This window comes from Exiguobacterium sp. B2(2022), from assembly GCF_028823655.1.
In the GTDB taxonomy this organism is placed as follows: Bacteria; Bacillota; Bacilli; order Exiguobacteriales; family Exiguobacteriaceae; genus Exiguobacterium; species Exiguobacterium aestuarii_A.
In genome coordinates this window covers 21,940-48,282 of the sequence record NZ_JAPEHX010000007.1, presented here as the reverse complement: position 1 = coordinate 48,282, position 26,343 = coordinate 21,940, and the positions used below count along the sequence as shown (strand labels likewise).

Here is a 26,343-nt window from a genome sequence, read left to right as displayed (position 1 = left end):
AGGGTGCCTCCTTAATCGTGCGAATCAAACTGCAAAGCTTGTTTGATTGGACTCATTTTCATTTCGGTTTCTTCAAGCTCTTGCTCGAGTACAGAGTCTTTGACAATCCCGCCTCCTGCGTAAAGTGCGACGAACTGATGCTGGACGAGTGCCGAGCGGATGGCGACGACGAACTCGCCATCCCCTTCGTTATCGACCCAGCCAAATGGAGAACCGTACCATCCACGGTCGAACCGCTCGATTTCACGAAGCAATCGGACCGATGTCCGCTTCGGTGATCCTCCGAGGGCTGGAGTTGGATGGAGTGCTTCCGCTAACGACAACAAGGAAGCGTTTGTTTCAAGTGTCGCCTGGATTGGAGTATGCAGATGAAACACCGACCGATTCGCAAGAATTTGCGGTGTCTCGCTCGTGTGAATCGGCGCGGTATAAGGTGTCAAAGCTTGCTTAATATCTTTTACGACGATTTGATGTTCTTCACGATTTTTCGCATCATGTAACAGTTGTTCCTTCGCGAGGTCGCTTTCGATTTCAGTCTGAGGTCGCTTGATTGTTCCGGCGATGGCAGCTGTATTCAGTCGCATCCCTTCTTTTTGAATCAATCGTTCAGGTGTCGCCCCGAAGAAGCCGATGTCACGTTTTGGTTGATATAAGTAGATATAGCTCGACTCTTGATGGTCCGCCAAATGCTTTAAACTCTTGGCGAAAGGAAAGGCGTCGTCAGAACGTTGATAAATTTCTTCTCGCGCGATGACGATTTTTTCGACTCGCTCTTCCTCAATCAACTGCTTGGCTTGCTGAAAACTTGATTTGTAATGTTCCACACCGTCTTTTACTTTCGAATAGGACGGTGTTGACTCTTCGGCCGGACGAAGTGAGCTGAATTGCGCCAATTGATCGGCTAATTGAATTAAATACTGCTCGACCGATTGTTTCGAAGAGACAAGGGTCGCGACTGTCAATGTGTGTCGGTCTTTATAACGACGGTATAAAAATTTTGGAACGACGAGTGATGCCTCCCCAAAGGCATCCCACATACTCTTTTTTGGACGCATGAACGTATCAAATGAAAAGCCGGCAAACGCATGGACGGTTGCGTCGACATCTCGCCGATGGAGACTCCAATCGTACTGGAGTCGCTGAAATCGTTCGGGGCCTGAGGCACTCAAGACGAGCGCATCTCCGCAACCGAGCATTTCAAGCGTACGGTCCGGTGTCATGAAGTAATAATGGGACGTATCCGTGTTTTGAATGATTTGAAACGCATCGAACGCCGAAATTTCCCACGTGTAGGATGCGAGGACAGGACGTTGCCAAGCTCGCGCCCGTTTGTGAGCTTGCTCGATTCGTTGTTTTATATGTGTTTGAGTATCTGGCATGAAAGAAAAGCCTCCTCAATCCGATAGAATTCTCACTCTTTAGTGTATCATGAGTTCGCAATCCACTTGCCTATGAAATGCTCGAGAAATTGTAAGGAACATGAGAGAGATGGCTGACGTTGACAGATTTTTTCATCGAGACGTAAACTAACGAAGGGAGGGAACGAGATGAAACAGAAATCAAAAGGGGCATATTGGCGAATGATTCGCCCACATACCCTGACAGCAAGTTTTATTCCGGTCTTGCTCGGGACGTTCATCGTCCTCGATCAAACCGAACTGAAGTGGGGACTCTTTCTTGCGATGTTAGTCGCGTCAGTCCTCATTCAAATCGCAACGAACTTATTTAACGAGTATTATGACTATAAGCGAGGGTTAGACCATGAAGGATCGATCGGGATTGGTGGGTCCATTGTGCGCGACGGGTTTACGCCAAATCAAATCCTGTCAATCGCCCTTGGCATGTATGCTGTCTCGGCGATACTCGGACTTTATATCGCAGCGTCAACGAGTTGGCACCTGCTTTGGGTCGGTGCGTTATCCATGCTTGTTGGATACTTGTACACGGGAGGCCCGTTACCGATTGCGTATACGCCGTTTGGTGAGATTGTTGCCGGTCTCTTCATGGGATATGTCATCATTGGAATCGCTGGCTATATTCAAATCAATACGGTGACGACGGAATTGTTGCTCGTGTCGTTCCCGATGGCCTTGTTGATTGGGGCGATCTTACTTGCGAACAATATTCGAGACTTAGATAACGATAAAGAGAACGGGCGAAAAACAATCGCGTGTCTAGTCGGTCATCGACGTGCCGTATATGTGCTCGCGGCATTCTTTATCGCCGCATTAGTCGGCATCATCGTCGCCGTCGTGTATTATGGAGTCACACCATGGGTCTTGCTATCACTATTCACCGTGCCGGTCATGGTTCGAGCGATTCAACGGTTTTGGCAAAAGGCTGAACCGGCCGAATTGATGCCTGCGATGGCGATGACGGCGAAGGTGAATACGTTGTTCGGGGCATGGATGGTCGTCGGACTCATTGTTTCAAGATTTGTGATGTGAGAAAAGGGGAGGCGTTAACGTGTCAGTCGTAAAAGAAATGCTTGAATTTAACAAACGTTTCGTAGAGGAAAAACAGTACGAGCCGTTCGTATCTGATAAATTTCCGGATAAGAAAATCGTGATTTTGACGTGTATGGATACACGTTTGACGGAACTGTTACCTCAAGCGCTAGGACTTAAGAACGGAGACGCTAAAATCATCAAAAATGCGGGGGCTGTCTTGTCGCATCCATTTGGTTCAGCCATGCGTTCGATTTTAGTCGCGCTTTATGCGCTAGGCGCGGAGGAAGTTGTCGTGGTCGGTCATTACGATTGTGGGATGGCGGCAATCGAGCCGTCTGTTGTGATTGAAGAGATGGAACGACGAGGAATCGATCCTCAGACGTTGAAGACGTTGAAATCGTCAGGGATGGATTTGGAGCAATGGCTACATGGATTTGATTCGGTCGAAGAGAACGTCGTTCATTCAATCAACTTAATCAACAATCATCCATTATTACCACCAGGCACGAATGTCCACGGGTTCGTGATTGACCCGGCGACAGGACGTCTTGACCCAGTAGAGGCATAAGGAAGGAGCGCGTTCAACTCGAACGTGCTCCTTTTGTATTAGCCGTACGTATTTGTTGGGATGTCTTCATAGTCATCCTCTTCTTGTTTTTGTTTCGCTTTCTTTTTGTTCTTCTTGAAGTCACGTTCATATTCTTGTTCACTTGGCGTTTTAAAGAAACGCATCCACGTCGCGTTAATTTCAGACCCGATGAGGATGATCATTCCCGTCAATTGTAACCAAAGCAACGTGACGATGATTCCACCGAGCGATCCATAGGTCGAGTCGTAACTTCCGAAGTTTGAGACGTACAAACTGAATCCGAAAGATACAAGCTGCCAACCGATGACACCGAAGATGGCTCCTGGAATCGTACTTTTCCAGAATACATGTTGTTGCGGTGAAACTTTATAAAAAATCGAAAGCGTCAAAATCAAGACAACCGTCGTTAAAACGTAGCGGAACACATTGATCATCATCTCTTCTGCCCCGGTAATGTTGACGGGTAAATATTCGGTGACGAACGAAATGATTTGCGCCCCGAACACGTTTGAGATAATGAGGAGTAACATCCCGATTCCGAGTAAAATCGTCATTCCAAGCGCTAATCCTTTTTTGACAAAGAAATTCCGTTCATTGTCCTCGCCATACGCGTGTAGGGAAGTCGTGATGAGGCGATCGACCCCTTTTGCGGCAGACCATATGGCCAAAATCGCACCGAGCGATAAGAGACCGCCCCGCGGCTCCCCGATTGCGTCAAAAATACTCGTCAAAAATCCGGAAGCGGCGGATCCTGGTGCCAAATCATTTAATTGATTTTGGAATGAATCTTGTGAGACATCAAAAAATGATAAGAGTGCCAAAATGAAGATGATTCCGGGGAAAATCGATAAAAACCAAAAAAATGCGAGCGTGGCCCCGTAATCTTGTACATCATGCTCTTTAAAACGACGGAATAACTCTTTTCCAAACCCGAACCAATTCTTTTTTTCCTTTACTTCTGTCATTGCCATCATGAAACCCTCCTGACTCGGTCATTAAAAAAATGTTTCCCGAATTCGGTCGAGGATACACATGATTAATCCTCAGATAACGTCAAATCGTAAAAACGTGACTCATGCGAGGCGAGCTTTTCAGCGAGCGATGGAGGACGGACCGGAAGATGGGGTAACGCCGATCGTTTGATCCACATCGGGGTATAGGATCCGTTTGTCTGTTCTTCCTGGAACTCTTCACCCGTCCCAGTACCGAATTCGCCACCCGTCATCTTCGCCCAATAGTAAGGGTTTAACTCGTTATTAAAGGCAACATAGGCGGCAACCCCTTCTAACTCGACATGAACGCCGAGTTCTTCGAACGCTTCACGAACGGCTGTTTCTTCAGTCGTATGCCCGTATTCCACTCCGCCTCCAGGGAATACGTAATACAAGACGTTCTCTTTTTCGCGGCGAATCAAAGCCACTTCATCTTGGTCATTCATGAGAATGATCGCACTTCTTAATTTCGTTCGAACCACTGACATCGTTCCTTTCATTCCTGTAATTTTGCACAAAACGCATCGACGATTCGTCGATGCGTTCAACTCATTTTTGCGTAGGTTGTTCTAATGAATCATACATATCTTGCGTCAATCCGTTCTCGTGTGACGCGATGACTTTTCCTGCGACACGCATCCCGAGACGAAGCGCATCTTCAATTGGATGCTGTTTCATCAGTTCTGAGATGACAGCGGAGAAGAATGAGTCACCGGCCCCAGTAGAGTCGGCCACTTTCACTTTCGTTGTTGGGACGTGACCTTGTTCATTCGTACGAAGGTCGACATAAACCGCACCGAGCTCGCTCATCGTAACGATTGTGAGGGGTGCACCTTTCATGGCGAGTACTTCGGCGACGCGTAGTGCGTCGTCCACCGTGACGATTGACATATCGGACAAGATTTCCGCTTCTTCGCGGCTACAGATGAATCCAGTGAAGCCTTGGAGTAAATGGCGGTTCCGTTCAATGACAGAAAGGTGGCCACACACACCGTATAGTGGCAAGTCCATCTCACGGCAAAGTTCAATCGTTTCGTTTAAGACGTTAACAGACAAGTCTAAGTCGATTGCGACCGCATCGCTCTCTTTAAAGACCGTGTCGATTCGACGTAAAATCGCTTCTTCCATCCGTGCTTCGTCAGGTTGTTTCGAAATCGAAGTTTGGAGGTCGCCATTGTTATCCATGACGGCGAGCCACATTCCCATTCCGTTATCGTCGAGCATATCGACACCATCGACATTGACCTGTAAACCACGTAACTCCTCGAGGACGCCGACCCCGATTTGGTCGTTCGTGACAGTTGAGACGAAGCGAACGTCATTACCGAGTACACCTAAGTTTTGAGCAACGTTCCGACCTGTTCCGCCATTAGAGAAAGTGATGTCGCCGACATTTTTCGCATCTTTATGAAGCGGTGCGAAAGATGTTCCTTTAATATCGACAAACACTTTGCCGATGACTGCAATCGTATTCATATCATGTACCACCTTTAGCCAATCTTTCGATCTGTTTCAGTCTATTTAGACACATTGTTTCAATTATAACGAAATCGACATATCGTTTCAATCATCGTTTCTATTTTGTCGAATCGGTCACTCCCATGAAGAAGTGAGAAGGCGAAGTCCATTCAAGATGACCAGAATGGTAGAACCCTCGTGTCCGACGACCGCAAACGGCATGATGAGCAGTTCGAAAATGTTTGTGGCAATAAGGACGAGAATGACACCGAGCGCAAAGACGACGTTTTGTAGGACAATTCGGTTCAGTTTACGTGATTGACGAATGGCGTCGCTCAAACGCAAAAGGTCGTTTTTCATCAAGACGACATCGGCTGTTTCAAGAGCAGCATCAGTTCCTTCACCCATGGCGATTCCGACATCAGCGGTCGCAAGGGCGGGGGCATCGTTGATCCCGTCGCCAATCATTCCAATTGAACCGTACTCTTCTCGTAACGCTTTGATTTGTGAAACTTTTTCTTCTGGTAAACACTCGGCAATATAACGTGTCAATCCAGCTTCGTTTGCGATGGCACGGGCAGTCGCTTCATTATCTCCCGTAATCATGATGGTCGCGATCCCGAGGTCATTCAGACGCTTGATTGCTACTTTAGCCTCGGACCGCAATGTGTCTCGGAGGGCATAGGCGCCGATTGTACGAGAGTCATCACTAATAAACACGAGTGTGTGACCGGCTTCTTTCAGCCGTTCCACATCTTCTTTGAAGAAGTCACCACTTCGGTCAGCGAACTTCTGTTTACCGACGCGATATGTCGTCCCGTCAATTGTCGCCTCGATTCCGGAACCTGTGATGTCTTTAAAGTGCGTCATCTCTCCGGTATGTTTTCCGGTATACGAGACAAGGGCCTCTGCGAGCGGATGCATCGAATGCTCTTCAATCAAACTGACGATTCGGTTGACTTCGACTTCCTGTAAATCAGGTGAGATGAGCGCTTCTTGGACGATTGGTTTCCCGATCGTGAGCGTTCCGGTTTTATCAAATGCGATTGCTTTCAACCGACCCATGTTCTCGATATGAGCACCACCTTTGAACAGGATCCCGTGTTTCGCCGATGAGGCGATGGCTGCTAGGGCAGCCGGCGTGATGGCGGCAACAAGGGCACAAGGGGAAGCGACGACAAGTAAAATCATTCCACGATAAATACTTGTTTCGAGAGACCATGACGTGAAGAAGGGGCCGAGCAGGATGATGGCTGCGACGGATAGAAGAACAACTTGTACATATCGCCCTTCGTAGCGGTCGATGAACTGCGCAGAAGGTGACTTTTCTTCCTGCGCTTGCTGTACCATTTGAATGATTTTTTGGAACAACGTCTCGGTTGCGAGTTTTGTCACTTCGATCGTCAAGACACCGTTTAAGTTGACGCTTGAGCCGAACACGTCATCTCCGACCTGTCGGTCAACCGGGACAGACTCTCCTGTGATAGCGGCTTCTTCGACAGATGCGCTTCCTTTCATGATTCGCCCGTCAACAGGGATGCGTTCGCCTGGACGGACATAAATCTGGTCTCCAACTTTCAAATCATCAATATGGACAACTTCAAGTGCGTCAGAATCGGTTAAACGAGTTGCTTGTTCAGGTTGTAGCTCCATCAACGATTCAAGTGCGCGTTCATTTTTATTCATCGTGTATGTCTCGAGGGCGCCGGATAAGGCGAAGATGAAAATCAAGATTGCGCCTTCCATCCAATAGCCGATTGAAGCGGCGCGATAATCATGAGTAGTTCCACGTTCAAAGACTTTGTTTCAATCGTGTCCGTGATTCCCTCTTTCGCTTTTGCGTATCCTCCGATGAAAAAGGCAGATAAGTATAGCGTTACATGAATCCAAGGAGCTCCTTCTTGTGTTTCGGCGATATAAGCGAGTACAATCAATACACCGCTAATGAGCGCCATAATCAATTCGATATGTTCGTACCAGCTAGCCCGTTTGAAAACGTGGCTTTTTTCGTGTGTAACCGATTGGACGTTCATAGAATCCCTTCTTTCTAATTGATAATAAATCTCGATTAAATGATAATGATTGATGATGATTATCATCTTCAATTGGCTTAATATAAGGTTTTAGTCTTTAATTGACTCAATCCCTTTATTTATAATAATTATTATCTAGGTTCATTCTAACACGCTCATCAGTGACTCACAAATAAAAAGATTAAGGAGTTTTTGTGTCATGCAAAATATATTTCAACGCCCATGGACAGTGGCGTTTTTGGCGATTTTTAATACGTTGTTATGGGGCAGTGCCTTCCCGTTCATCAAACTGAGTTATGAGAAGTTGGATATTCAGTCGAACGAATATGGTCAACAGTTGTTGTTCGCAGGCGAGCGCTTCTTACTCGCCGGGGTTCTTCTGCTCATCATCAGTCAGACGGTATTGAAACGTTCAATTCGATTAACGCCTAAGAAGTTTAAAGCGTATGCGCATCTCGGTTCTTTTTTGACATTCCTTCAATATTTGTTCTTTTATATCGGACTCTCCATTTCGACTGGCGTTCAAGGGTCAATTATTGCCGGGTCGACATCGTTCTTCCAAATGGCGCTCGCTCATATCCGCTATGACGATGACAAATTGAATCGTTTAAAAGGACTTGCTTTGACGTTTGGCTTTTCTGGAATCGTGATCGCGAACTGGCCAGCAACCGGTTCGGAGTTTGGTTTTGGGTTAGGTGAAATTTTATTGATTTTGGCGATGGTAAGTGGTGCATTTGGGAATTTGATTGCGAAGGATTATTCGAAAGAATATGACGTTGCCCCGATGACAGCTTGGGCGATGGTGATTGGTTCGATTGGATTGCTCGTCATCGGCTACTTGTTAGATCCAAGTGGGATCTCGATGCCATACACCGGACAGACGATTGCCTTCTTCTTCTATTTAGCGATGTTGTCAGCGATTGGCTTCACACTCTGGAATACGTTGATGAAACATAATCCAGTCAGTCGGATTTCACTTTATATCTTCTTAGTTCCCTTATTTGGTGTCATGTTGTCAGGTATTTTACTCGGGGAGACCATACCGTGGAACGCGATTGTCGGACTCATTTTCGTTATCGTCGGGATTTATTTGTCTACTTATTTTCAAGGGAAGCGCGTGAAAAAACGAAGCGTGAGTCATTGAAACAAGAGACGGAGTTGACGGAATTAAAATCCCGTGACAAAATAAATTAAAAATTCTGAATTTTAAGCTCGGAAATCGGTCTTCGTTTGTAAAGACTTGCGTACGCAATCATTCAAAGGAAGGAGGAAAAACAATGACTAGAAATCGAATCGTCCGTAATATCCTCATCTCGCGTCAACCGAAAGATGAGTACGTCAAGTACGTGATGAAGTGCGTGAGTCAGAGTTTAAAAGAACGTCACGGTCCTGTGGCGACCCGCGCGACGAGACAAGGGGATGACATTCAGACGAGATGGCAGTTCGAAGACCGTGTCGTAGAGGTGACGTTGAAATCGGAAATCCTCGCCTCGCTGGACACGGAGCCGTTCGCACTAGATGAAGTGTTCATCCAGGCGTTGCAGTTAAACGATGAAGAGATGGATCGAGTTGTAGAGTAAAAGAGGGGCAGATGGTTCATGGGAACCATCTGCCTCTTTCTATTATATATTGATCGGTTTTGACTTAGAGGTGAAGAGTCGCAAGGCGAGAATGCCTAAAATCAACGTATACATGAAGAAATAAACCTCTTTCGGAAGCGATAACCAATAGGCGCCGATCATTGGTCCTGAAATCGAGCCGATACTGAATGAGATGCTATACAGCATGTTACCAGTCGGGAGGAGGGAGCGAGGGAGCACCTCTGTCATGTGTGCTAGACCAAGTGAATACGTCGACCCTAACCCTGCGCCGGCAAGAGCGAACAACACGAGGAGACCGACATACTGATCGACGACAAGATTCGCTAAAGCGAAGACGAGTGTACCGAACGCCAGGACGATTTGCAAAATTCGTTTCTTCCCATACAAGTCAGCGAGTCGACCGAGAGGGAGTTGGACGACGATCGACATGACGATGAACGTCGTAATCAGTGTACTCGTCTCTGTCAGGCTCATCCCGTTACGCGACGTAAAGATTGGGAAGTTGGCATTCAAGCTCGCTTCCAGGAATCCGTATGTAAACGCAGGGAGAAGCGTGTATCCCGCACCGACTAGAATCAACCGGATGCGTCCCTTCGAATCCGTCTTCACTTTCTCGATTTCAGGGAACTCATTCTCGACTTTAAAGACGAGCATCAATGAGGCAAGACAGAAAAAGACGATGATCAAAAACGGTAACCAAAACCATAGATCGACAAGTGGTGCAAGTAAAGGTCCGACGGCGAAACCAAGACTGAACGACATCCCATAATACGCCATCGCGCGACCGAGACTACGCTTATCTGTAGAAGATGTCACCCACACTTGTGAACCGTAGTGGAGGGCAGAGTCACCAAACCCGATAAAGAACCGCATCATCGCCCACACGAGTAAAGACGGCCAGATAGGCAAAGCGAAAGTCGCGAATGCGGTTAACACAATTCCGAGGACGATGGTCGGACGGAATCCGTATTTTCGGACGAAGCGCTCAAGGAGCGGCGCAGAAACGATTACCCCGACATAGAGCATCGTTGCATTCAATCCGTTCACCCAAGCAGGTGCTCCGTCACGTTCAATCAACGTGGACAGGAGGGGAATGAGCGCACCTTGAATCAAGCCGGATATAAAAACGATCAATAGTAAAATCATAAAACGAAAGCGGAGCATGGATTCACCTCATGAAGTCAAAGTAAAAAGCCGAGAAGGTTCTCAGCTTTTCGTGTCGTCAATCGGTTGTGGAGAGTGATTCAAGTGAAGCAATTCATCATCCCAACTGCCTTGACTAAACATTTCATCATGCTCTACTTTGTCTGAAACGAATGCGGCTGTCAATAAGATGCTAAGCACACCACCGAAAATAATAATGGCCATTACAGTGATCATCAATACATAAATCGCTGTCATCTATACACACCTCGATTCAGTTAATATACAGAACATTTCCCGAATAGAAATAATTAAAACGAGGTAGCTTTACGGGATTGGAAATCGACTGTCGGATAATAGGCTTGTTTGACGAGTGCGTTCGGCCCGAGACATTTCACGGCAGGACAGTGACAAGAGAGTGTAGCATTCAACTGACTGTTCGTCCATGTATCGTAAGCTTCTTGGAAAGACGTGTCATATACCGTACCGAGTGTACCGAGCTCATCACCAAAATCGGTCACGATAATCTGACCATCGAAGATATTCGTGTTAAGGCGTGAACGGCCGTCCGGATCGTTTCGGACCGTCACGTTTTTCGATTCATGAAGTCGTTTCAATAAAGCGCGATCTTCCGGCAAATCAGAACATGCATAGAAGGGTAATGTTCCAAACAACATCCAGACGTTCTCATCTCGGACATCGAGCAAGTCGTGAATGGCTTGGCGCGTATCCGCGAGTGACGCAGATTCGAGGGCGCTAGCCCAGTCTGCGGGGTACATTGGGTGAACCTCATGCCTTTGGCAACCGAGCGATACAATTTCTTCATGGATTTCTTTCAAATGAGGAATCGTTCGTTTGTTAATCATCGTTTCTGCCGACACAATGACGCCTTCGGCCGTGAGCGCGCGTGCGTTGTCTTTCATCGTCTGGAGCATTTTCAATCGTGCCTCTTCACTCGGTTTCCGATCCATCATTGCAAATCCACCTTCAAGGAAATCGGCATCGGTGCCCCAGTTATGCGAAATGTGCAAAACGTCCAAGTAAGGGGTAATAAGATGATAGCGAGATAACGGTAGTGTCAAGTTCGAGTTGATTTGCGTACGTGCCCCACGTTCTTTCGCATAACGCAACAGCGGGACGACATAGTTGCGAACCGACTTCATCGATAACATCGGCTCGCCACCTGTAATCGAGAAAGCGCGTAAATGTTCGATTTCATCTAACCGTTGAATCAACAGTTCGAGCGGCACTTCCGGTTCTTCCGTTTGGTCGAGCATATAACCGACCGCACAGTGCTCGCAGCGCATGTTACACAATTTTGTTGTAGTTACTTCGACGTTGGATAAGACGAGTCGACCATGTTCGACTTGGTCGAGATAGGCTTCCCAAGGGTCGAAGGTTGGGGAGATGTTTTGCATGTGGATTCCACCTTTTCATCAAGTTACACGAAATAGTATGCTATAATAGCAACTCTTTGTCACGAACCAAAGGAGCGATTACAAGATGGGTAAATCACGTACAGATACCGCCGGAAAGATGAACGTCCTAAAATCGAGAACGGAATTGCTATGTCTATCGGTCAATACGCTAGATGAGCATACGACACCTGAAGATTTACATCGCCTGTTAGCCGACATTGATTCGTTGCGCGCCAAAGTTGTGCGTTACGCCAAAGACCTAGAACAATCGTCTCGAAAGGATGAATCAGATTGAAATTAATTACAGGAGATTTTAAAGATGTCACAGTCGAACGACTTGGCATCAATGGAGAAGGCATTGCGACAATCAATCGCATGGTTATCTTCATTCCGAACTTATTGCCGGGAGAACGAGCAAAAGTCGAAATCACGCGTGTCGAGAAAAACTACGCGGAGGCACGTGTCGTCAAACGCGATAATGACTCAAAAGATCGCGTCAAAGCACCTTGCCCGATTTACGACGAGTGTGGTGGATGTCAAATCCAACATATGAGTTCACGTTTGCAGATGGAGTATAAGGAAGAAATCGTTCGAAACGCTTTCCGTCAAAAGACAAAACTCAACGTGGACAAATCGGATATCCGTCCGACAATCGGTATGGATGATCCATGGTATTATCGCAATAAATCACAGTTCCCACTCGGTACACGCCGTGGGGAAATCGTGTCTGGTCTTTACAAGCCGAATTCGAACCATCTCGTACCAATCGAGCACTGTATGGTTCAACAACGTGACACGACAAACATCAACAATGCGATTGTCCGTATTTTAAACGAACTCGACATTCCCGTCTACGATGCACGCCGGGACACAGGTTATGCTCGGACGGTCGTCGTTCGCTCAGGTTACAAAACGAATGATGTACAAGTCGTTTTGGTCGTCGGACATGAAGATGTTCCGGATTTAGATGAATTAAGTGACCGAATCATGGAATTGCCAAACGTCGTCTCATTCCATATCAACATCAACGCGAATCGTTCAGGTGTGATTTTTGGTTATCGGACGGTCCATATCGCAGGACAAGAGAAGATGGATGAACAACTTGATGATGTGCATTATCATCTATCACCACGTGCATTCTTCCAATTGAACCCGGCGCAAACTGAAAAAATGTATCGCGAAGTCGTTGAAGCGGCAGGGCTCACGGGCGAAGAACGTGTCATCGATGCCTATGCAGGTGTCGGTTCAATCGGTCTTTGGTTGGCACCGTATGCGAAAGAAATTCGCGGGATGGAAGTTGTCCCCGAAGCGGTCGAAGATGCGAATGACCATATGCGTGAAAACGGCTATAACCACGTCACGTATGTCGAAGGACGTGCCGAACACTGGATCCCGCGTTGGGTGAAAGATGGCTGGATTCCAGATGTCGTGGTCGTCGATCCGCCACGAACAGGGATGGATCATCAATTGATCAACTCGATTATTTCATCGAAGACGAAACGAATCGTTTACGTATCATGTAACCCGCAAACGCTCGCGCGAGATGCCGATCAGTTGATGAAAGCGGGATACAAGGTCATTTACGTTCAACCGTATGATATGTTCCCGCAGACGTCTCACGTTGAATCGGTCGTCGTGTTCGAGAAAAAGAAAAAGAAAAAATATTGACGAGTCCGTGAAAACACTTGCTGAGTAAGCGTTTTCACGTTATAGTTCAGATGTCAGACTTCTTCTCAAATTTAGAAGTGGAGGAACATCCAATGATTTCACAAGAACGCGTACAAGAACTTGTGCATAAAGCCATTGAAGCGCGCAAACGCGCCTATACACCGTATTCAAAATTTAACGTCGGAGCCGTCGTCATCGATGCATCTGGTAAAGAGATTACGGGATGTAACGTAGAGAACGCCTCGTACGGACTTTCGATGTGTGCCGAACGGACAGCCATCTTCAAAGCTGTCTCGGAAGGTAGTGACTCGATTGAGACGGTCGTTGTTGTCGGCGATACAGAAGGTCCGATTTCACCGTGTGGAGCGTGCCGTCAAGTCATCGCCGAATTCGCAGGAGAGGATTTTACCTTAATCCTTGCGAACTTGAACGGTGACACAAAAGTGATGACAAAAGAAGAAATGTTGCCTTACGGATTTTCACCGAAGGACTTAACGTAACAAGCTGCGGACGATTGTCCGCAGCTTGTTTATTCGTCTTTATATTTCTTTTCACTCGCCGATTCATCTTTGGAGTGACGTTTATTCTTCTCATCCTTCACCCGCTCATTCAATTCCTCGACGGGAATCGGGTCGACGGTTTGCATGCCGTCCTCGTCAAAAATACTCTCTTTGTCCGTATCGACAGCGTCCGGGTTATCAAACGGACGTTTCGATGTAGATCGTTTCTTTTCCATCCAATCGCCTCCTTCTCACTACAAATTCCACTCCTTGAAAATTTGTAAACGTTTTCGGTTTGGGTTTTAAGATGATGAAATGGTGGAATGAAGACTTCATAGTGAAGGAGGGGACAGGATGGATCGTAAAGTATTGATGGGGATTGTACTTGGTGTCGCAGGCGCAGCACTCGTTGCACCAAAAGTGGCGGCACTGCTTTCGCAACGTGAGGAAGAAGACACGTGGCAAAAGATGGACGAACGGGAAAGTGTGGATGCTGATCAGGATGAAGCGGAGCAAGGTCTCACGCAACTTGATTCGAGTCATCGTGCCGAATGGCAAGCGAACGGATACCCGCAGACACATGCAGAACGAGAGCGACTCGAGCAAGAGTCGGTCGAACAATATAAAGGGAAAGACATTTAAAAGGCAGCCTCGCGGCTGCCTTTTTACATATCGAACGCTTCTTCTGGTAATAGAGGTAAGCCGACCGTAACCGTCGTTCCTTGCCCAACCTCTGAGCTGAAGTGAAGCGATCCTTCATGTCGTTCGATAATATGTTTCGCGATGGCGAGGCCGAGACCGGTGCCGCCATCTTTTCGTGTCCGTGATTTATTGACGCGATAGAAACGCTCCGTCAATTTATCCAGATCTTCTTTCGGGATGCCTCGACCTTCATCGCGTATTTCTGTGATCGCATAGTTTGTCTCGGCGAATGTCTTCACATAAATCGTTTTGCCCGCCTCGGTGTAGCGGAGTGCATTATCGAGAAGGTTACCGATGACTTGTTCGAGTCGGTCATGGTCGCCAAGAATGATCAAGTCGAAGTCTAAATCGGATTCGATTGTCACTCCTTTTGCCCGGGCAATCGGTTCGAGTCGATAAAGGACATCTTCAAGCACTTGCGAATACACGACGGGTTCTTTTGTCATCGGGTACGAATCGCGCTCTAGCTGTGCGAGGTCGAGTAAGTCCGTGACGAGACGTTGAAGACGGTTCGTCTCGTTTTCGATGATGTCGTAATATTGCGCCCGTGTTTTTTCATCCAACGTGTCATCTTGAAGCATCTCCGTGTACCCACGAATGTAGGAAAGTGGGGTACGGAGTTCGTGACTGACGTTCGCGAGAAACTCTTTTCGCTGTTCTTCGACGAGTCCGAGTGACTCCGCCATCGAGTTGAGGGTATCCGCCAACTCGCCGATCTCATCATCATAAACGATTGGGATGCGGTGTGAGAAATCGCCTTGCGCATATACTTGTGAGGCACGCTTCATCTGGATGAGCGGCTGAATGATCGTATCGATGATCTGTTTACCGAATAGGAGCAAGTTCACAATCATGAGGACGAGTAAAAACGTGATCATGAGCCGAATCGGTTGGAACGGTTCGCTGATTTTACTGAGTTCCATATAGAGGATGAGCGCATTATCGAGTTCCCCGTCACGTATGAGCGGGAAAGCGGTCATTAATATATCGACGTCCTCGGTCGGATGCTTTCGCGTAACAGAAATGGCATACCCGTCTTGGAGACGTTCGAGGTCTTGTTGCCGTAGGAACGTCTTACCGGAGCCGAGTGTATCTTCTCGAACAGAGGAAAGGAATACTTTCGTTTCGGTCAGTTCGTTCGTATACGTCATACTGTCAGCGAACGCGTCAGAGAAACCGTCGGCCTTATAGATTGTGACGAGTTTCTCTCCGCGGTTGATGAGCAGTTCTTCTTGCGTTTGGATATAGAATTTGTCGTACAAATAGAACGTCATGATCAGAAACACGAACGCTGAGAAGAGGCTGGCTGTCCAGATGGTAATCCAAATCCGCTTCCGGATCGTGTATCGCTTCATCCGTTTGCCTCAAATTTATATCCGATGCCCCATACAGTTTGAATGTAACCGCCAGCCTCCCCGAGTTTCAGGCGTAACGTCTTAATGTGCGTGTCGACCGTGCGAAGGTTACCGTGATATTCGGTTCCCCAAATTTGATCGAGCAACTGTTCACGAGAGAACACTTTTTCGTCGTTCGTGATGAACAGGTAGAGTAAGTCAAACTCTTTTCGTGTCAGGTTGACGGTTTTTCCTTTCACGCTGACGGCGCGACCTTCGATATCGATGGAGAGAATGCCGACATCAAACGTCGCTTCTTGTTCTTTTGAAAAACTGTGTGTGCGACGGAGTGTCGCTTCGATACGAGCAAGTAACTCGCGCGGGCTAAACGGTTTCGTGATGTAGTCGTCAGCCCCGATTTTTAGACCGTGAATGCGGTCGAGTTCTTCAGAGCGTGCCGTCAACAGAATGATTGGAACGTTCGAGAACTCACGGATACGCATGCAAGCCGTCAATCCATCGAGTTCCGGCATCATCACGTCGAGTAAGACGAGATGGAACGTTTCTTCTTTTAAGCGTTCAATCGCTTCAAGGCCGTTTGAGGCGGTGACCGTCTCATACCCTTCTTTTTCTAAATTTGATACAAGTAAATCTCGCATTTGTTCTTCGTCATCAGTTACGAGGATACGAAACATTGATTCTGACATATGCCATTCTCCTTTACGAAACGGTTAACGAGAGTTGTGATGAATCCCTCATACCTTTATCATACCTATCTCTTCGAATTAGAACAGATTTATTCGGCTCCGACAAGTTACCTCCATCAAATCCACACAAAAACGCCACAAAAAAGCCAATTCTTTGACAGAATTGGCTCATGCTTCGAGTTGTGCCTCGTAAGGGACTTCGTATTCCGGGATGTGAAGAGCGTGCAAGTAAAGTTGGAAGCTCGACTTGGATACTTCGTATAATACATATTCCACATCACCTTGGTTGATCTCAGCGAGCAGTTCAGAACGAAGCTCATTCGCGCAAAATGCGTACGGGAGTTTCTCTGCTGCAGCAATCGATCGTTCATTCGACTTACGAATCTTTAAGAACACACTCTCAATATCAAGCTCGAAGAACAGTTCTGAGAAGAACGCCTCTTTCGCAACTTGATTATAACCTTTGCCGTGATACGGCTTGCCAAGCCACGTGCCGAGGAATCCATACCCGGATTCGATATCGAACAAGCTGATCGTCCCAATCGGGGTGCCATACTCGTTCGTGATGGTACGTGAGATGATATTTCCTTGCTCTTCTAGCTCGATGATTTGCTTCGTGCTAAATAAAAACTCGTCAAAGTGGACCGTCTTTTGACGGACATACGGAAAGACATCTGGGTGTTGCATCAGTTCGAACAACTCCGCGCAGTCGGTGAGCTCACGAAATTTGAGCACCTTTACATTCCTCCTCCTATTTCAGACCGCTGAAGAATAGTCGTAACGAAAGCATACTTCTGGCTTCGCTGTTCGAACCGCCTTGGCTGCTTTATGAAGTTACAAGATAATTTTATATAGTATTTTTAAAAAAGCAAGTAAATTATGCGTAAAATGCTTATGAAAAATAATGAAAATTATTCGACCTCATGATGCGTTTCCGCACGGTCTGTTTTATAGACAACTTCACCATTAACAATCGTCATAATCGGCTTCGCTAAATAGTCGAGCGGGAAGTGATTCCAGAGCACGAGATCGGCGTCTTTTCCGACTTCTAGTGAGCCGATGCGGTCGGCAACACCGAGTGATTCAGCAGGGTTGATGGTGATTCCTCGTAGCGCGATATCGACGGGTAACCCTTCACGTGCAGCAAGACCAGCACATAGATTTAAATACTGCACCGGCGTGTACGGATGATCGGTCGTAATGGAAACAATCATGTCGTGCTCATGGAGGATGCGGTACGTTTCCCACGTCTTATTTTGAAGTTCGATTTTCGACTTTCGCGTAAAGGTCGGTCCGACGGTGACATGTTTCACACCGAGCTCTTGTAACTTTTCTGCGACGAGGTGACCTTCCGTACAATGTTCGATGCGGTAGTCGAGGTCGAACTCTTTTGCAAAACGGACGACCGAAAGAATATCGTCTGCACGGTGCGCATGCACGCGAATCGGCATGTCGCGGTCGAGGGCGAGTTGGATCATCTGACTCCCGAACGTGCCGATCGTCTTCGTCGAACCGACCGTACGAAATGCTTCACGGAGCAAGCCCATGATTCCCATCCGCGTCAGGTCGCCCGTTTTCCCCATACTATGAATTCGTTTTGGGTTTTCGCCGAGTGCCATCTTCAGTCCCGCATGACGGCGGACAATCATATCATCAATATAGCGGCCGTGCGTTTTGATGACACTTGTCACACCGCCGATGACGTTCATACTCCCGGGCATGACCTGAACAGCGGTCACGCCAGCCATCAATGCTTCCTGGAACCCTTCATCGAGTGGGTAGACACCGTCGATGGCACGAGCATGAGGTGTCATCGCTTCGACCGTTTCGTTGGCGTCATTCCCGACAGAGCCTGTCCCCTCGTCGTATAGACCAAGATGGGTATGCGCGTCGATGAAACCAGGGAATAAAAAGTTCCCTTCTGCTTCGATGACATTCTCACCATCCGTCGGCTCGAGCAATTCTGCCATTTCGACAATCTTTCCATCACGGACACGGAGGTCTCCGTAAAAATGGGGGGCGGTAATCGGATAAATATGGGCGTTTCGAATAAGTAAGTGACTCACAATTCATTCTCCTTAAGCATCTTGTAATAAGTTTTTTAATGCGGGTTCTAATGTGTCATATCGGAAGTCAAAGCCATGTTGGAGCGCTTTGGTCGGTACGACTTTTGCTCCTTCTAAAACGATGACACTCTTTTCACCGAGTGCGAGTTTCATCATTGGGGCGGGTGCCGGGATCCAGTGAGGACGGTGCATCACTTTTGCAATCGTCTTCCCGAACTCATTCATCGTCACCGGTGTAGGGGCGGTTCCGTTTACAGGACCTTCGATTGTATCCGTTTCGATGATATGCACGAACAACCGCACGAGATCATCTAAATGAATCCATGGAACCCACTGCTTTCCTGATCCAATTTTACCACCGACTCCGAACTGATAGGGGAGTTTCATTAATGGGAACGCACCGCCATCATTCGATAAGACGACACCGGTACGCATTGTCACGAGACGAACGCCTAAATCACGAATCGGTTCAGCCTCTTGTTCCCAGAGGACACAAACATTCCCGAGGAAATTGGTTCGTGTCGGTAATGGGGTTTCTTCTGAATACGTGATAGAACGGTCTTCGCCGTATATGCCGATTGCCGAGCCGCTGATGACGACTTGAGGTTTTTGTTTTAACTGTTGAATGATCCGGACGACTTCCTTCGTCCCTTCGATTCGACTTTGGAGGATCGCTTGCTTTTGTTTATGAGTCCAGCGCCCGTCGTTGATGGATGCCCCTGCCAAATGGATGAACGCGTCTGTTCCTTCGAGCTCTTCTTCTGGCTTGCTATTTGGCGTTAGCCATTCGATGAACGACACCCCGCGATGGCGGGGACGTGGATGTCTTGTCAAGACGACGACTTGGTGACCGGCGTCAGTCAGTGCGCGGACGAGCGGTTGACCGATCAACCCGGTTCCACCGGTGATTGCGATTTTCATGAAATTCCCTCCGATATCATGTGTTGTTTCTAAAATGGGTATAAGTCAGTATATCCAGATGAATACCCTTTCTTCTAACTTATCAAAAATCCTTTACGCTTTCTGAACGTGATATGTTAGAAACATGAAACGGAGGGGAGTCGTTGTGAAAATTGCGAAGTTCACGACCCAGCAAAAGAATAAGGACCGATTGAACGTCTTCATCGAACGCGAAGGGAAAGAAGAATTTGCGTTCGCCATCGATGTTGACGTGTTTATCAAGTACGGGCTCACGAAAGGGATGGAGCTCGAAGACGACTTTGTGCAAGATGTGCTCGAGGCGGAAGAGGCACAGAAGGCTTATAAACTAGCCGTCAATTATTTATCGTACCGAATGCGTGCGATTTCAGAGGTGCAGGACTATCTCATGAAGAAGGAGTTAAGCGAAACTGCCATCAAACATGCCATCACGCGACTGAAAGAGCAGCGTTACTTGAATGATGCGGAATTTGGGAAAGCTTATGTCCAAACCAAATTCAATACGAGTCCAAGTGGACCGATCAAAATCAAACGTGAGCTCGAACAGCTCCGCATTCCGCCGGACGTGGTTGAATCCGTATTAGCATCAATCACACACGAAGAACTCGTCGAAAAGGCTGGAAAGTTCGTAAAACGGAAACAAATGGAAACAAATCGTCGTTCTGCCACAGAAGTGCAACAAAGAATTCAACAAACCCTGATGCAAAGGGGGTTTACCTTTGATATTATTTCAGAGGCGATTCAAACTTTTTGGGAAGAAGAGGACGAAGATGTCGAGATTGCGGCATGTCTGAAGCAGGCTGAAAAGTTGAATCGGAAGTTCAGCGGGTATGATGCGTTCGAGCGCAAGCAGCGCATGAAGATGCAGCTTCGGCGCAAAGGATTTCCGTATGATGTGATTGAACGTACGTTAGAGAGACTCGTTGAAGAAGAATCGTGATGGGACATCTGTTTACGGTAGGGGAAAACACGAAAAGGTGGGTCTACATTGACGATTTTAGAATGGATTACAGCACTGACACCGATTGTGGCCGTGCTCATCTTATTGGTAATTATGCGTTTACCTGCATCAGTAGCCATGCCCTTGTCACTCGTGACGACGGCGATTTTAGCGTTCTTCGTTTGGCAATTAGATGCGACTCGAATCATGGCGGCGACACTGCAAGGGCTCGTCATCGCCGTGACGACTGTATGGATTGTCTATGGTGCGATCGGAATGATGAATACGATGAAAGAAGGCGGCGGAATGAATGCGATTCGCTCTGGATTCGTCAACATCACACCCGATCCGCGTATTCAAGTTCTGATTGTCGGTTGGTTGTTCGTCTCATTCATTGAAGGGGCTTCAGGATTTGGTACACCGGCGACGGTTGCGGCACCGCTTTTAATCGCCCTCGGTTTTCCGCCGATTGCTGCTGTTGTGATCGCACTTTCTGCGGACGTATCAGCCGTCACGTTTGGAGCGGTCGGGACACCGGCACTCATCGGGATCGGAAATGGCCTTTCGCTAGATGTGAACCAACCGGAATCGATCGCCTTTTTGACGGAAGTCGTCTTGCAAACCGTATTGATTGATATGGTCGTCGGTCTATTCATCCCATTCATTTTAATTTTGATGCTGACACGCTTCTTCAGTAAGGAGAAGTCAATCAAACCGGCGCTCGAAGTATTTCCGATTGCAATCGTGGCAGCGCTGTTATATAGCGTACCAGCCTACATTTGGACACTTGTCCTCGGATTTGAATTTGGAGGAATGCTTGGTGGACTAACAGGTCTCGTCATTCTCGTAGCTATGGCGCGCAAAGGGATTCTCATGCCGAAGCGCGTATGGACGTTCGATGGATATATGGATGAATTGGAACCACCTACCGAAAAAGTAACAGTAACATCGAACAAGCGTGAACTACCGCAATGGAAAGCGTGGGCACCTTATCTCATCTTGACGATATTCTTAGTCCTCACCCGTACGGTTCCGTTCTTGAATGAACTATCTCGGAGCGTTCGAATCAACCTGCCGAACATTTTGGGCGTAGAAGGAATCTCGACGTCTTGGGAGCCGTTCTATTCACCGGGATTCATGTTCATCTTGACGATCATCGCAACATTCTTTTTGCACAACATGAGTTGGTCACAGGTGACGTCGGTCTTCAAAGCGACGACGTTTGGAATCGTCGGAACAGTCATCACGTTAGCAGCTTCTGTTCCAATGGTCCGTATTTTCATCCACTCTGAAGATGGGGGAGCTGGACTCGCATCGATGCCTGTCGAACTGGCAACGGCAGCTGCTGACACGTTCGGCGGGGTATGGCCACTTGTCGCACCGTGGATCGGGGCCCTCGGCGCCTTTGTCTCGGGCTCGGCGACCTTCTCAAACATGATGTTTTCAAGTTTAACGACAAACGTAGCCGAGTCTGTTGGAATCAACGAGACGCTCGCCTTGTCGATGCAGATGGCAGGAGCGAACGCAGGGAACATGATCTGTGTGTTGAACGTCGTAGCGGTTGCTTCCGTTGCGGGGCTGCTCGGTAAAGAAGGGACCATCATTCGATACACGCTCATGCCGATGATTTATTACGTCACGGCAACAGGGGTCATTGGTCTCATTTTGGGCATGTTTTTCTTAAACTGAATCAAGTTACAATTTTTTTACAAAATAATATTGACAATTTTCAGAACAGTCTGCTAAGGTTTGAGTAGATTTTAAAACTATGAAACGAGAGGAGCCAGAATGATGAACAACATTGCACTCACAAACACACTCAAAACATCATATGGCTACTCGTATTTAACTGCGTGACTTTGGCAGCTGGATAGGGGTAGTGTCCTTTCCCTGACCATGCAAAAGATTGAAGACTACTTCAAGCGCGCTTCATTTGATTGGTTGCACAATCAGGTGGAGTGCGCTTTTTTGCGTGCTTAGGTGGATTGGACGGAAGGGGGAAATCAGTCATGAAGCTGATTAAACAATTAGATTGGTTTATTAAAAAACAGAAGCGGACGTATTTGATTGCCATCATCTTACTCATCATCACGGGAGTTGTCGATATGCTGCCACCGTGGATTATTGGACAGGCGATTGATGCGATTCGTGAAGGAAGTTTGACGACAGAACGATTGATTCTCATTGTGTCATCACTTTTAGGCATCATGGTGTTGTCTTATGTGATGTCGTACTTGTGGATCGCCCGACTATTCGGGACAGCCTTTTTACTTGAAAAGAAATTGAGAGGTCGATTTTTCGGTCACCTCCTCAAACAGACGCCACGCTTTTATCAACAGCATCGTACGGGTGATTTGATGGCACTCGCGACAAATGACTTGAAAGCGGTTGAGCGGACAGCGGGATTTGGGGTTATGACATTGGTCGACTCGTTCAACATGACGCTCATCGCGTTGACAATCATGGGTGTATTCATCGATTGGAAGTTGACACTTGCTGCACTTTTACCGATGCCGATTCTCGCTTGGTCGATGAATAAACTCGGAAGCCAAATCCATACACGCTTCACAGCAGCCCAGGATTCATTTGGGGTAATGAACGACCAAGTCGTCGAGTCGATCTCAGGTCTTCGGGTCGTCCGTTCATTCGTTCAAGAAGAGGCGGACACGAAAAAGTTTGATGACATCACAGACGATGTCATGGCGAAAAACATGCACGTCGCAAAAATCGATGTATTGTTTGAACCGGTCATCAAACTTCTTGTCGGACTCAGTTATTTGATTGGGCTCTCGTTCGGGACGTATCTCGTCTTTACGAACGACATCACGCTCGGTCAACTCGTCTCGTTCAACATTTATTTAGGAATGCTCATTTGGCCGATGTATGCGTTCGGTGAACTGATCAACGTCGTACAACGGGGAACGGCGAGTCTCGAACGAATCGAATCGACGATGAACGAAGCTCCGGACGTTTCCTCTACGGGGACGGTCCAGATCGACGTTCCGGAGAAAATCACATTTAAGTCGCTCTCATTCCGTTATCCGAATGCGAATCGTGATTCGTTAGAGGACATCGTCCTGCACGTTTCGCGTGGTGAGACGATTGGGGTCGTCGGACCGACCGGGGCCGGAAAGACGACGTTACTCCGTCAGTTACTTCGGGAGTATCCGATTGATGATTCACTTCTCGTGAACGGCGTGCCGATTTCGGACATCAAACTCGAAACCGTTCGTGGCTGGAGTGGTTATGTGTCACAAGAACATCTTCTCTTCTCGAAAACGGTTCGCGATAACATTCGCTTCGGAGTGGATGATGTCTCGGATGAGGCGCTAGAGACGGCGATTCGTCTCGCGGCGTTTGATACAGATATCGAACATTTAGAGAACGGTTTAGATACGGTTGTCGGTGAGCAGGGTGTCATGCTGTCAGGCGGACAGAAACAACGTCTGTCAATTGCACGAGCGTTGTTGAAGAATCCTGAGATTTTACTCCTTGACGATTCGCTCTCAGCGGTCGATGCGAAGACAGAATCACGCATCATCGATTCCGTTCGTACGAGCCGTGAAGCGAAAACGACATTCATCGTCGCACACCGTCTTTCTGCGGTGGCGCATGCTGATCAGATTCTCGTCCTTCAAGACGGGCGTGTCACAGAACGTGGCACACATGACCAACTGATGGAACGCCACGGTTGGTACTATGAACAATTTATTCGACAAGGAGAGTCGGAGTAATCCGAGAAAGGGGGAATCTCTCATGATCGATCAATATGAATTAGATCCAGTTCGTCGGAAGAAAACGATCCGTTCACTCGTTGGGTACGCCAAACAAGTGAAACGCTCGATCTTCCTCGGATTGACATTACTCTTTTTAGCGGTCGGTGCAGAACTTGCCGGACCGTATATCGCCAAAATCATTATCGATGAGCATATCGTTGCCATTGAACGTGATTGGGTTCAAGTCGAGTCTGGCGGTAGCGTTTCCTTTGATGGAAACTCGTACGAGAAAGAAACAAGGCTTGACGGGCAAGACGTGGTTCAGCCTGTCTCCATCGTGCAGACGACGGACGGATACTATCTCGTCCCTGATGCTGTGATGAACGGGGGAATTCGAGATGTCGAAGGAGACGTGCTGACAATTACACGAGGTGATGAGACGGCGACATATGACAATATCGTTTCACTCTCATCGACTGACGTGTTCCAGTTTTATCAGACAGATTTACGAGCAGTGCTCATGCTATCTGGTCTCTATGTCGTCCTATTGCTACTCGCAGCCGGATTGAACTGGGGACAACAGATGCTCTTGCAACGTTCGGCGCACAGTATCGTGAAGACGATGCGTCTCGACGTGATGAAGCATTTGCAAACAATCCCGGTACGTTATTTTGACCAGACGCCGATCGGGAAGATTGTCAGTCGTGTCACGAACGACACGGAAACGATTCGGGACCTGTATTTAGGAGTACTTGCCCGTGTCTTCCAAAGCGTCGTCATGATGATTGGGGTACTGATTGCGATGTTCTTCCTAGACGTACGTCTAGGCTTCGTCTCACTTATCATCATCCCGGTCGTCATCGTCTGGATCAAATTGTTCCAGCGCTTCTCGACGAAAAATAACTTCCGCGTCCGTGCGCTCGTCGCGGATATGAATGCACAGTTGAATGAAAGCATTCAGACGATGCCGATCATTCAATCGTACGTCCGCGAAGACCTCGTCTATGACGAGTTCAACGAGAAGAACAGTGACAACTTCCAAACGAGACGAAAACTGTTGAAGTTGGATGCATTGATGAGTCATAACTTGGTCAACTTCTTCCGAAACATGGCGCTCGCTTTACTCATCTGGTTCGTCGGGGCGCAAACACTCGGTGGGGGAAGCATCCTGACACTCGGGATCTTGTATGCCTATATCGATTACGTCTCACGGATTTTTGAGCCGGTGACACAAATCATGAACCAGTTATCACCGCTTCAACAAGCGCTCGTATCGGCCGACCGGATGTTCCAGTTGCTCGATGAAAAAGGAGAGCCGGTCTCATCGGAACGCATTCCACGATTTAAAGGGGAAGTTGTCTTTGATGACGTGACATTCAGTTATGAAGCTGGGAAACCAGTGTTACAACAGATTGAACTACACGCAGCTCCGGGTGAGACGATTGCCCTTGTCGGACATACGGGCAGTGGGAAGAGTTCGATCATGAACTTGCTCATGCGTTTTTATGACCCATCGAAAGGCGTTCTCCGCATCGATGGAATGGACGTGACGAAACTGCCGACTCAGGCAGTACGAGACCACCTCGGAATCGTCTTACAAGACCCGTTCCTGTTCACTGGAACGATTCGAACAAACATCACACTTGGAGATGAATCCATTACAGATGACCAAGTATGGAAAGCACTGACAGCCGTAGGAGCGGACCGTTTTGTGAAGCAGTTGCCAAAAGGAATCGATGAACCGGTGATTGAACGTGGTGCTTCCCTTTCAAGTGGGGAACGACAGTTGATTAGTTTCGCTCGCGCCCTCGTCTTTGACCCGGCGATCCTCGTTCTCGATGAGGCGACAGCGAGTGTCGACTCGGAGACCGAGGCGCTGATTCAAGAGGCACTCAAAACACTCACGTACGGTCGAACGACGTTTGTCATCGCGCACCGACTCTCTACGATTCGGGAAGCGGACCAAATCCTCGTTCTCGACCATGGTCGAATCATCGAGCGTGGGAATCATCAGTCGCTCATCGAATTCGGTGGTGTCTATGCTCGAATGCACGAATTACAAAGTAAGCAACAAGCGATCAGTTAAG

25 protein-coding genes and 1 pseudogene are annotated in these 26,343 nt (G+C 47.6%); 12 read left to right on the top strand and 14 right to left on the bottom strand.

All coding sequences use genetic code 11. The features are described from left to right. Nucleotides 1-11: 11 nt before the first annotated feature. Nucleotides 12-1,379 (bottom strand): isochorismate synthase, encoded by a 1,368-nt coding sequence (locus tag ON063_RS02535; protein WP_274664127.1) that lies wholly within the window; start codon nt 1,377-1,379, stop codon nt 12-14. A 168-nt stretch (nt 1,380-1,547) separates the two neighbouring features. Here ON063_RS02535 and ON063_RS02530 point away from each other — a divergent pair, with 168 nt between their 5' ends. Both ON063_RS02530 and ON063_RS02525 read left to right on the top strand, forming a co-directional pair. Continuing rightward, nucleotides 1,548-2,447, top strand: coding sequence for a 1,4-dihydroxy-2-naphthoate polyprenyltransferase (locus tag ON063_RS02530; protein ID WP_214696362.1), 900 nt, complete (start codon nt 1,548-1,550; stop codon nt 2,445-2,447). A 37-nt stretch (nt 2,448-2,484) separates the two neighbouring features. After that, nucleotides 2,485-3,018 (top strand): beta-class carbonic anhydrase, encoded by a 534-nt coding sequence (locus ON063_RS02525; protein WP_074033130.1) that lies wholly within the window; start codon nt 2,485-2,487, stop codon nt 3,016-3,018. A gap of 38 nt (nt 3,019-3,056) precedes the next feature. Here ON063_RS02525 and ON063_RS02520 read toward each other — a convergent pair whose 3' ends face one another. The 4 genes and pseudogenes from ON063_RS02520 to ON063_RS02505 form a co-directional block, all read right to left on the bottom strand. Further along, nucleotides 3,057-4,010, bottom strand: coding sequence for a YihY/virulence factor BrkB family protein (locus tag ON063_RS02520; RefSeq protein WP_274664126.1), 954 nt, complete (start codon nt 4,008-4,010; stop codon nt 3,057-3,059). Nucleotides 4,011-4,075: 65 nt separating this feature from the next. After that, nucleotides 4,076-4,519 carry an NUDIX domain-containing protein gene (locus tag ON063_RS02515; protein WP_274664125.1) on the bottom strand — a complete coding sequence of 148 codons (444 nt, stop codon included), beginning with the start codon at nt 4,517-4,519 and terminating at the stop codon, nt 4,076-4,078. 61 nt (nt 4,520-4,580) lie between these two features. Further along, a complete protein-coding gene (locus ON063_RS02510; protein ID WP_074033083.1) occupies nt 4,581-5,507 on the bottom strand; it encodes a carbohydrate kinase family protein in 927 nt (308 codons plus the stop codon). Between the two features lie 117 nt (nt 5,508-5,624). Then, a pseudogene (locus ON063_RS02505) lies at nt 5,625-7,522 on the bottom strand (heavy metal translocating P-type ATPase). A gap of 199 nt (nt 7,523-7,721) precedes the next feature. Between ON063_RS02505 and ON063_RS02500 the strand changes: the two are divergent. Next, a complete protein-coding gene (locus tag ON063_RS02500; RefSeq protein ID WP_274664124.1) occupies nt 7,722-8,666 on the top strand; it encodes a DMT family transporter in 945 nt (314 codons plus the stop codon). A gap of 133 nt (nt 8,667-8,799) precedes the next feature. Then, a complete protein-coding gene (locus ON063_RS02495; protein ID WP_274664123.1) occupies nt 8,800-9,102 on the top strand; it encodes a hypothetical protein in 303 nt (100 codons plus the stop codon). Nucleotides 9,103-9,144: 42 nt separating this feature from the next. Here the strand turns inward: ON063_RS02495 and ON063_RS02490 are convergent, their stop codons facing one another. Genes ON063_RS02490 through yfkAB form a run of 3 tightly spaced genes read right to left on the bottom strand, consistent with a single transcriptional unit; the run spans nt 9,145 to nt 11,684 of the window. Continuing rightward, nucleotides 9,145-10,287 carry an MFS transporter gene (locus tag ON063_RS02490; RefSeq protein ID WP_274664122.1) on the bottom strand — a complete coding sequence of 381 codons (1,143 nt, stop codon included), beginning with the start codon at nt 10,285-10,287 and terminating at the stop codon, nt 9,145-9,147. A 42-nt stretch (nt 10,288-10,329) separates the two neighbouring features. Then, the gene (locus ON063_RS02485) at nt 10,330-10,524 is read right to left on the bottom strand and encodes a hypothetical protein (RefSeq protein ID WP_074033088.1); all 195 of its coding nucleotides are present in this window, start codon (nt 10,522-10,524) and stop codon (nt 10,330-10,332) included. Nucleotides 10,525-10,577: 53 nt separating this feature from the next. Beyond that, nucleotides 10,578-11,684 carry a radical SAM/CxCxxxxC motif protein YfkAB gene (yfkAB, locus tag ON063_RS02480; RefSeq protein ID WP_274664121.1) on the bottom strand — a complete coding sequence of 369 codons (1,107 nt, stop codon included), beginning with the start codon at nt 11,682-11,684 and terminating at the stop codon, nt 10,578-10,580. Nucleotides 11,685-11,769: 85 nt separating this feature from the next. Here yfkAB and ON063_RS02475 point away from each other — a divergent pair, with 85 nt between their 5' ends. The 3 genes from ON063_RS02475 to ON063_RS02465 are packed head-to-tail and all read left to right on the top strand — an operon-like array spanning nt 11,770 to nt 13,852. Further along, nucleotides 11,770-11,979, top strand: coding sequence for a hypothetical protein (locus ON063_RS02475; RefSeq protein ID WP_015880867.1), 210 nt, complete (start codon nt 11,770-11,772; stop codon nt 11,977-11,979). Continuing rightward, nucleotides 11,976-13,352 (top strand): 23S rRNA (uracil(1939)-C(5))-methyltransferase RlmD, encoded by a 1,377-nt coding sequence (gene rlmD, locus ON063_RS02470; protein ID WP_274664120.1) that lies wholly within the window; start codon nt 11,976-11,978, stop codon nt 13,350-13,352. Before ON063_RS02475 ends, rlmD begins: the two co-directional genes overlap by 4 nt. Nucleotides 13,353-13,402: 50 nt before the next feature. Next, nucleotides 13,403-13,852 (top strand): cytidine deaminase, encoded by a 450-nt coding sequence (locus ON063_RS02465; protein WP_214747524.1) that lies wholly within the window; start codon nt 13,403-13,405, stop codon nt 13,850-13,852. Nucleotides 13,853-13,881: 29 nt separating this feature from the next. Here ON063_RS02465 and ON063_RS02460 read toward each other — a convergent pair whose 3' ends face one another. Next, nucleotides 13,882-14,088 (bottom strand): hypothetical protein, encoded by a 207-nt coding sequence (locus ON063_RS02460; RefSeq protein WP_274664119.1) that lies wholly within the window; start codon nt 14,086-14,088, stop codon nt 13,882-13,884. A 118-nt stretch (nt 14,089-14,206) separates the two neighbouring features. Here ON063_RS02460 and ON063_RS02455 point away from each other — a divergent pair, with 118 nt between their 5' ends. Next, nucleotides 14,207-14,494 (top strand): hypothetical protein, encoded by a 288-nt coding sequence (locus ON063_RS02455; protein ID WP_074033093.1) that lies wholly within the window; start codon nt 14,207-14,209, stop codon nt 14,492-14,494. 23 nt (nt 14,495-14,517) lie between these two features. On the opposite strand, the gene ON063_RS02450 is transcribed toward ON063_RS02455, so the two are convergent. The 5 genes from ON063_RS02450 to ON063_RS02430 form a co-directional block, all read right to left on the bottom strand. Further along, the gene (locus ON063_RS02450; protein ID WP_214747166.1) at nt 14,518-15,909 is read right to left on the bottom strand and encodes a sensor histidine kinase; all 1,392 of its coding nucleotides are present in this window, start codon (nt 15,907-15,909) and stop codon (nt 14,518-14,520) included. Beyond that, nucleotides 15,906-16,595, bottom strand: coding sequence for a response regulator transcription factor (locus ON063_RS02445; RefSeq protein ID WP_015880873.1), 690 nt, complete (start codon nt 16,593-16,595; stop codon nt 15,906-15,908). The genes ON063_RS02450 and ON063_RS02445 overlap by 4 nt, the downstream gene beginning before the upstream one ends. Before the next feature lie 168 nt (nt 16,596-16,763). Continuing rightward, a complete protein-coding gene (locus ON063_RS02440; RefSeq protein ID WP_274664118.1) occupies nt 16,764-17,330 on the bottom strand; it encodes a GNAT family N-acetyltransferase in 567 nt (188 codons plus the stop codon). Nucleotides 17,331-17,506: 176 nt separating this feature from the next. Beyond that, nucleotides 17,507-18,661, bottom strand: coding sequence for an amidohydrolase (locus ON063_RS02435; RefSeq protein ID WP_274664117.1), 1,155 nt, complete (start codon nt 18,659-18,661; stop codon nt 17,507-17,509). 12 nt (nt 18,662-18,673) lie between these two features. After that, complete coding sequence (locus tag ON063_RS02430) at nt 18,674-19,582, bottom strand: TIGR01777 family oxidoreductase (protein WP_274664116.1); 909 nt, start codon at nt 19,580-19,582, stop codon at nt 18,674-18,676. Between the two features lie 145 nt (nt 19,583-19,727). On the opposite strand from ON063_RS02430, the gene recX reads away from it, so the two are divergent. From recX to ON063_RS02410, 4 genes are all read left to right on the top strand, one after another. Next, entirely contained in the window at nt 19,728-20,540 is an 813-nt protein-coding gene (gene recX, locus ON063_RS02425; protein ID WP_274664115.1) for a recombination regulator RecX, read from the top strand. Between the two features lie 48 nt (nt 20,541-20,588). Next, nucleotides 20,589-22,229 (top strand): L-lactate permease, encoded by a 1,641-nt coding sequence (locus tag ON063_RS02420; protein WP_274664114.1) that lies wholly within the window; start codon nt 20,589-20,591, stop codon nt 22,227-22,229. Between the two features lie 320 nt (nt 22,230-22,549). Then, entirely contained in the window at nt 22,550-24,274 is a 1,725-nt protein-coding gene (locus tag ON063_RS02415) for an ABC transporter ATP-binding protein (protein ID WP_274664113.1), read from the top strand. A 22-nt stretch (nt 24,275-24,296) separates the two neighbouring features. Beyond that, the gene (locus tag ON063_RS02410) at nt 24,297-26,342 is read left to right on the top strand and encodes an ABC transporter ATP-binding protein (protein ID WP_274664112.1); all 2,046 of its coding nucleotides are present in this window, start codon (nt 24,297-24,299) and stop codon (nt 26,340-26,342) included. Nucleotide 26,343 lies beyond the last annotated feature (1 nt).

Excerpts from the sequence above, each read along its gene's own strand:
- yfkAB (WP_274664121.1), bottom strand. The coding sequence starts at position 11,684 with ATGCAAAACATCTCCCCAACCTTCGACCCTTGGGAAGCCTATCTCGAC.
- ON063_RS02530 (WP_214696362.1), top strand. The coding sequence starts at position 1,548 with ATGAAACAGAAATCAAAAGGGGCATATTGGCGAATGATTCGCCCACAT.
- ON063_RS02535 (WP_274664127.1), bottom strand. The coding sequence starts at position 1,379 with ATGCCAGATACTCAAACACATATAAAACAACGAATCGAGCAAGCTCAC.
- ON063_RS02445 (WP_015880873.1), bottom strand. The coding sequence starts at position 16,595 with ATGTCAGAATCAATGTTTCGTATCCTCGTAACTGATGACGAAGAACAA.
- ON063_RS02520 (WP_274664126.1), bottom strand. The coding sequence starts at position 4,010 with ATGGCAATGACAGAAGTAAAGGAAAAAAAGAATTGGTTCGGGTTTGGA.
- ON063_RS02415 (WP_274664113.1), top strand. The coding sequence starts at position 22,550 with ATGAAGCTGATTAAACAATTAGATTGGTTTATTAAAAAACAGAAGCGG.
- ON063_RS02410 (WP_274664112.1), top strand. The coding sequence starts at position 24,297 with ATGATCGATCAATATGAATTAGATCCAGTTCGTCGGAAGAAAACGATC.
- ON063_RS02510 (WP_074033083.1), bottom strand. The coding sequence starts at position 5,507 with ATGAATACGATTGCAGTCATCGGCAAAGTGTTTGTCGATATTAAAGGA.
- ON063_RS02460 (WP_274664119.1), bottom strand. The coding sequence starts at position 14,088 with ATGGAAAAGAAACGATCTACATCGAAACGTCCGTTTGATAACCCGGAC.
- ON063_RS02495 (WP_274664123.1), top strand. The coding sequence starts at position 8,800 with ATGACTAGAAATCGAATCGTCCGTAATATCCTCATCTCGCGTCAACCG.
- ON063_RS02525 (WP_074033130.1), top strand. The coding sequence starts at position 2,485 with ATGCTTGAATTTAACAAACGTTTCGTAGAGGAAAAACAGTACGAGCCG.
- ON063_RS02465 (WP_214747524.1), top strand. The coding sequence starts at position 13,403 with ATGTCAGACTTCTTCTCAAATTTAGAAGTGGAGGAACATCCAATGATT.
- ON063_RS02515 (WP_274664125.1), bottom strand. The coding sequence starts at position 4,519 with ATGTCAGTGGTTCGAACGAAATTAAGAAGTGCGATCATTCTCATGAAT.
- ON063_RS02490 (WP_274664122.1), bottom strand. The coding sequence starts at position 10,287 with ATGCTCCGCTTTCGTTTTATGATTTTACTATTGATCGTTTTTATATCC.
- ON063_RS02500 (WP_274664124.1), top strand. The coding sequence starts at position 7,722 with ATGCAAAATATATTTCAACGCCCATGGACAGTGGCGTTTTTGGCGATT.
- ON063_RS02450 (WP_214747166.1), bottom strand. The coding sequence starts at position 15,909 with ATGAAGCGATACACGATCCGGAAGCGGATTTGGATTACCATCTGGACA.
- ON063_RS02430 (WP_274664116.1), bottom strand. The coding sequence starts at position 19,582 with ATGAAAATCGCAATCACCGGTGGAACCGGGTTGATCGGTCAACCGCTC.
- ON063_RS02485 (WP_074033088.1), bottom strand. The coding sequence starts at position 10,524 with ATGACAGCGATTTATGTATTGATGATCACTGTAATGGCCATTATTATT.
- ON063_RS02475 (WP_015880867.1), top strand. The coding sequence starts at position 11,770 with ATGGGTAAATCACGTACAGATACCGCCGGAAAGATGAACGTCCTAAAA.
- ON063_RS02455 (WP_074033093.1), top strand. The coding sequence starts at position 14,207 with ATGGATCGTAAAGTATTGATGGGGATTGTACTTGGTGTCGCAGGCGCA.